This window comes from Verrucomicrobiia bacterium (assembly GCA_035629175.1).
GTDB lineage: Bacteria > Verrucomicrobiota > Verrucomicrobiia > Limisphaerales > DASXHY01 > DASXHY01.
The window spans coordinates 1-1,128 of sequence record DASPIL010000009.1 but is presented as its reverse complement, the minus strand read 5'-3'; the positions used below and the strand labels follow the sequence as shown (position 1 = coordinate 1,128).

Sequence of the window (1,128 nt, the reverse complement as noted above, 5' to 3'; positions counted from 1 at the left end):
ACACATCCAGCGCGTGCTGGCCGAGCACCAGGGGAATATCTCGTCAACGGCGCGTGCGTTGAATATGCATCGGCGGACCTTGCAGCGGAAGTTGATGAAGAAGCCGGTGGGGAAGTAGGAGATATTTTCGGCCCATGCGATTCACATCAGCCTGATCTCACCGCCGTCATCCTGACGAAAGTCGGGATCCAGCGGCTTGCAAGGGGCGTTTGACGACACTGGTTTCCTGCTTTCGCAGGAATGACGGGGAGGCGTTGAGGTGCGCGCGACCTGAGCGGCCCGCTGGCGGGCACCACAGCCTTGATTCCCTGCCTCGATAAACCCCGTCATGCCCGCGCAGGCGGGAATCCAGCGTCTTTCAACTCACCTACTCGTCAACTGCAACTCGTCTAACGTTAGCAACAACAGCACGTGAATTCTTTTTGCGTGTTCGCTCGGATCTCAATCAAATTATTCATCGCCAGCCGTTCATAGGAGGGGCGCAGACTGCCACAACCCGCATTCCCATCCCATCTTTCCCATCCCCGAGAAAACCAGTCGCCGCAAGCGAGACGCACCACGGGTTTCCCACAGTTGACTTAGGTCAAGCCGCAGGTATGATATTTGCTGCGTGGAACTACGCACATTATCCTGTCCGGTTGCATGAAGCTCTCCGTCAGGGATTAGGCTTAACTTCACCCTGGAGGGCTTCCATGGCATCGACACCTGCGCTACGCGTGCGCGACGACGAAAGCCTCCCCCGCGGAGGGTTCCGCGACCTCCTGAACCGCATCGACGGCATCGTCTGGGAAGCCGATCCCGCGACCTTCACCTTCAACTACGTCAGCCCCGCCGCCGAGCGCATCCTTGGCTATCCGGTCGCGGAGTGGCGTGTGCCGGGCTTCTGGGAGAGCCATGTGCATCCCGAGGACCGCGAACGCGTGATGTCGTTCTGCGCATCGCAGACCCGCGCGGGCCGCAACCATGAGTTCGAATACCGCATGGTTTCGGCCGACGGGCGTGCGGTGTGGCTGCGCGATTCGGTGACGGTGAGCGTGGAGAACGGCGTGCCGGTTTCGCTGGGCGGCGTGATGATCGACATCAGCGACCTCAAGCGCGCGCAGCAGGATCTGGCCGACCAGGCGCAGT

Annotated in this window: 2 protein-coding genes; both read left to right on the top strand. The window is 60.7% G+C overall.

The genetic code is table 11. The features are described from left to right. A partial coding sequence (locus VEH04_01120) for a hypothetical protein (protein ID HYG21351.1) occupies nt 1-213 on the top strand: 213 nt, incomplete at its 5' end. A 479-nt stretch (nt 214-692) separates the two neighbouring features. Beyond that, on the top strand, nt 693-1,128 hold a 436-nt coding region (locus VEH04_01115), incomplete at its 3' end, for a PAS domain-containing protein (GenBank protein HYG21350.1).